Origin of the sequence: Erwinia sp., assembly GCF_031978025.1 — a bacterium.
Lineage (GTDB): Bacteria > Pseudomonadota > Gammaproteobacteria > Enterobacterales > Enterobacteriaceae > Erwinia.
This window is the reverse complement of sequence record NZ_DALZCD010000341.1, coordinates 1-4,007: the sequence shown is the minus strand read 5'-3', so window position 1 is coordinate 4,007 and position 4,007 is coordinate 1. Positions and strand designations below refer to the sequence as shown.

General features: G+C 55.9%; 4 protein-coding genes and 1 tRNA gene. 1 reads left to right on the top strand and 4 read right to left on the bottom strand.

Translation table 11 applies throughout. The features are described from left to right. A partial coding sequence (gene tsaE, locus RTK32_RS19800; protein ID WP_312046959.1) for a tRNA (adenosine(37)-N6)-threonylcarbamoyltransferase complex ATPase subunit type 1 TsaE occupies positions 1 to 181 on the bottom strand: 181 nt, incomplete at its 3' end. Continuing rightward, complete coding sequence (gene nnr / locus RTK32_RS19795; protein ID WP_312046957.1) at positions 178 to 1,701, bottom strand: bifunctional ADP-dependent NAD(P)H-hydrate dehydratase/NAD(P)H-hydrate epimerase; 1,524 nt, start codon at positions 1,699 to 1,701, stop codon at positions 178 to 180. The genes nnr and tsaE, both read right to left, overlap by 4 nt. On the opposite strand from nnr, the gene queG reads away from it, so the two are divergent. Then, positions 1,700 to 2,839 (top strand): tRNA epoxyqueuosine(34) reductase QueG, encoded by a 1,140-nt coding sequence (queG, locus tag RTK32_RS19790; RefSeq protein ID WP_312046956.1) that lies wholly within the window; start codon positions 1,700 to 1,702, stop codon positions 2,837 to 2,839. The two genes, nnr and queG, sit on opposite strands and share 2 nt — an antisense overlap. A gap of 313 nt (positions 2,840 to 3,152) precedes the next feature. Here the strand turns inward: queG and RTK32_RS19785 are convergent. Continuing rightward, positions 3,153 to 3,228, bottom strand: a tRNA-Gly gene (locus tag RTK32_RS19785). A gap of 296 nt (positions 3,229 to 3,524) precedes the next feature. Beyond that, positions 3,525 to 4,007: hypothetical protein (locus RTK32_RS19780; RefSeq protein ID WP_312046955.1), on the bottom strand; the 483-nt coding region annotated here is incomplete at its 5' end.

Genomic DNA, 4,007 nt, shown 5'->3' with positions numbered 1-4,007 from the left:
TCGGGCTTTTCACGTTGCCCTGGTGGCCCAGCGCCTGTAAAAAACCGCGACTGAACGTGGTTTTTCCCGCGCCCAAATCGCCATACAAATAAAGGATTGCCGCGCTATGACAGGCGCGGGCCAGGCTGGCTCCCAGTGCGAGAGTGGCAGCCTCGTCGGACAATGCGATTGCGGTCTTCATTCTTTTCTGTTCAGGATCTCTGGGTTAACAAACAGGTACAGCTCGGAAAACAGATCGGTCGCCAGCATCCCGCGCGTGCCCAGCCGTTGCGATACGGCTTCCGCCGCAGCGCCGTGGGCGACACAGCCTGCGCAGGCTGCTTCATATAGCGAAAGCTTTTGCCCTGACAAACTGCCGATAATGCCGGATAGCACATCTCCCATACCGCCGGTTGCCATGCCGGCGTTACCAACATCGGCAATCGCCATCTCGCCTGCCTCGCTGGCGATAAGGGTACCGGCCCCTTTCAATACCACCACGCCACCATAGCGTTCAGCCAGTTTACGGGCGGCAAGTAAGCGGTCACTCTCTATTTCGCTGGTTTTTACCTCCAGCAGGCGGGCCGCTTCGCCCGGATGCGGCGTAATAACACGATTTTGACGTTTATCGCCAGCGATTGCCAGCAGGTTAAGCGCGTCAGCATCCCAAAGCATCGGTTTAGAGGATTTTTTTACTTTTTCCAGCGCTTGTTTACCCCAGTCACGCTGGCCCAGCCCTGGCCCAATCACGATAAAATCGGCCCAATCCAGCGCTTCCTCTATCGCCTGAGCGCTTAATTCCTGCACCATCAGCTCGGGACGTGCCGTCAGCAGCGCGGAAAGATTATCTTTGTGAGTAAGTACTCGCACTAAGCCAGCCCCTGCGCGCAGGGCAGCTTCCCCGGTCATCCTGATAGCGCCAGCCGTACCCCGATCCCCGCCGATGATCGCCAGCTTGCCATGATCGCCCTTATGGGAAGTGGGTTTACGCGGTGGCAGCCAGCGCGTTAGCACAGAGGCATCGTAGCGCGCTATCGGTGCGGCCTGCCCCGCCAGCCACGCATCCAGTCCGAGCGCGTGGAAATGCAGCTGCCCGACGTAATCACGCGCTTTCCCGGTCAGCAGACCCGGTTTGAGGGCGATATACGTTATAGTATGGGTGGCGTTAATAACCGGGCCGGGCGTTGTACCGTTAGCAGCCACTAACCCAGAGGGAATATCCACGGAAAAAACCGGCGCGCTGCCCGCGTTCGCTTTTTCAATCAGCCGCGCATACGGGTCACCCGGTGCGCGGTTCAGCCCGGTACCGAGCAGCGCATCAATAATAATATCGTTCTGTTCAGGCCAGGGCGTATCAGCCGCGTGGATTTCCCCTCCCGCGGCAAGCCAGGCATTACGCGCCTGTTCAGCCTCTTCCGGTAGCGCTTTTGTCCCTTCACAGGCAATGACTGTCACCTCCATCCCTGCCGAGCGGGCAAGACGAGCCACGATGAAGCCGTCACCGCCGTTATTGCCGTGCCCGCACAGGATCAACCAATGCTTCTTGCCGGGCCACAAAGCCTGAATATGGCTGAATGCCGCCTCGCCCGCCCGTTGCATCAGTTCAAACAGCGTAATACCTAATGCATCCGCCCCTTCACGCTCAAGTTGCGCAATCGCCTCTACAGGCCAGACAGAATAGGGTAAACTGGTCGGGTTATTTAGCTGGTTCAGGTTAGTCATGTCGCATCCTCTCGATCTTTCTCAATTTGCCCTGGAAATCAAACAGTGGGGGCTGGAACTCGGCTTTCAGCAGGTCGGTATCTGTGATACCGATCTTAGCCCGGAAGAGCCGCGCCTGCAGGCCTGGCTGGACAAGCAATACCATGGCGAAATGGAATGGATGGCTCGTCACGGCATGATGCGCGCCCGTCCCCATGAGCTGCAGCCCGGCACGCTACGCGTGATCAGCGTACGCATGAATTACCTGCCGGCCAAAGCGGCCTTCGCCAGCACCTTAAAAAATCCGCAGCTTGGCTACGTTAGTCGCTATGCGCTCGGCCGCGATTATCACAAAGTATTACGCAATCGCCTGAAAAAGCTCGGCGATCGTATTCGCGAACGCTGTGAGGCGGCTGAATTCAGACCTTTTGTCGATTCCGCACCGGTGATGGAAAGGCCGCTGGCGGTCAAGGCTGGCCTGGGCTGGACCGGTAAACACTCGTTGGTTTTAAATCGGGAATCCGGCTCGTGGTTTTTTCTGGGTGAGCTGCTTATCAACCTGCCTTTGCCGATTGATACGCCGCAGCAGGAGCAGTGTGGCCGCTGTGTTGCCTGCCTGACAACCTGTCCAACCGGCGCCATTGTCGAACCTTACGTGGTGGATGCCAGACGCTGTATCTCCTATCTGACCATCGAACTGGAAGGCGCCATTCCGGAAGCGTACAGGCCGCTTATTGGCAACCGAATTTATGGCTGTGATGACTGCCAGCTGATCTGTCCCTGGAATCGTTACGGCCAGCTGACGGACGAAGATGATTTTAGCCCGCGCGCCGTGCTTCATGCGCCGCCCTTAACCGAGCTGTTTGCCTGGGACGAGGCGACATTTCTCCGCGTAACGGAAGGATCGGCGATCAGACGTATCGGTCATCTTCGCTGGCTGCGCAACGTGGCGGTAGCGCTGGGCAATGCACCCTGGTCAGAGGAAAACGTGGTGGTATTGCAAAGCCGTCAGGGAGAGAATCCCATGCTGGACGAACACATTACGTGGGCGCTGACCCGCCAGTTGGCAAGGCGAGAGGAAAACGCGATTGAGGTTCAGAGCGGCCAGCAAAAGCGGCTGGTGCGCGTAATAGAAAAAGGTTTGCCGCGCGACGCATAAATAACCAGGCGTACCGCTTACACTGTCGAACCAGTTTTCCACACGCTGTGCATAAAAATAAAAAGCCGTTGCCATTCAACTGCCACAGAAAGCGCAAGCGATCTCTCTACTCATTCAAAATATTAATTTATATTTATAATTCAATGATATAAAAAAATCGCGTAGCGTTTTATATTCCTGAATAGCAGGCAGGGGTAGATCGTAACCTGTGGATAACTCTGTTGAAGGTTATTCGGTGCAGGCCGGAAATAGCGAAACCCAGCCGCGGCAGGGCTGTGGATAACTTAATCAAAAATGACAGTGATGAATGATCTGGAGCGGGAAACGAGACTCGAACTCGCGACCCCGACCTTGGCAAGGTCGTGCTCTACCAACTGAGCTATTCCCGCAAAGAAGTACTGCTAAGCGCCAACCGCACCAAAAAGCCTAACTTCTTGATTTTAAAGGATTTCTAATTCCTTTAAGGTCGAACGGGTGCGATTATGAACGTATCGGCGAGCAAAGACAAGCTTTTTCCTGCCGCACCCCGCTAATTATGGCCGACGATGATGACCTTACTATGCCGAGGTAAACAGGCTGAGGAGGAGAGTAATCAACGCTACCCAAAAAGCCGCAGAGGAAATAAAACGGGCAGGTTGTCAGCCTGCCCGTTTCCTTCGGGAAGTTACTCCCTTTCAATCATGGCTTACCTTGACGTCTTGTCGCTTTTGCCATTTTTTCCTGCAGCGGCGTTCTCTGGCTGACTGTTTGCTGCGTTTTTATTGTAATGCGCGTCCTGCGCAGGCGAGCCGTTAGCCGGTTTGGCAGAGCCTGCCGAGTTATTGCTACCAGGGCTGGTTGAGCTGCCCGGACCGCCTACAATCGGCCGGACGGGCTTAACCGGCTCCCATTTCTTAGCCGGTTGAACCGCTTTGTTGATGTCATTAGCCGGCATGTTTGGCTGCGTGCCGTTTTGCTTCGGCGAACCCTGCGCAGGTTTAGCGGAACCGGCATGGTTATTACCATCAGGGCGGCTTGCGCTACCCGGCCCGCCTACGATTGGCTTCACCGGTTTTACCGTATCCCATTTCCTTGCCGGTTGAGCCGCTTTGTTGATGTCATTAGCCGGCACGTTTGGCTGCGTGCCGTTTTGCTTCGGCGAACCCTGCGCAGGTTTAGCGGAACCGGC

Excerpts from the sequence above, each read along its gene's own strand:
- queG (WP_312046956.1), top strand. The coding sequence starts at position 1,700 with ATGTCGCATCCTCTCGATCTTTCTCAATTTGCCCTGGAAATCAAACAG.
- nnr (WP_312046957.1), bottom strand. The coding sequence starts at position 1,701 with ATGACTAACCTGAACCAGCTAAATAACCCGACCAGTTTACCCTATTCT.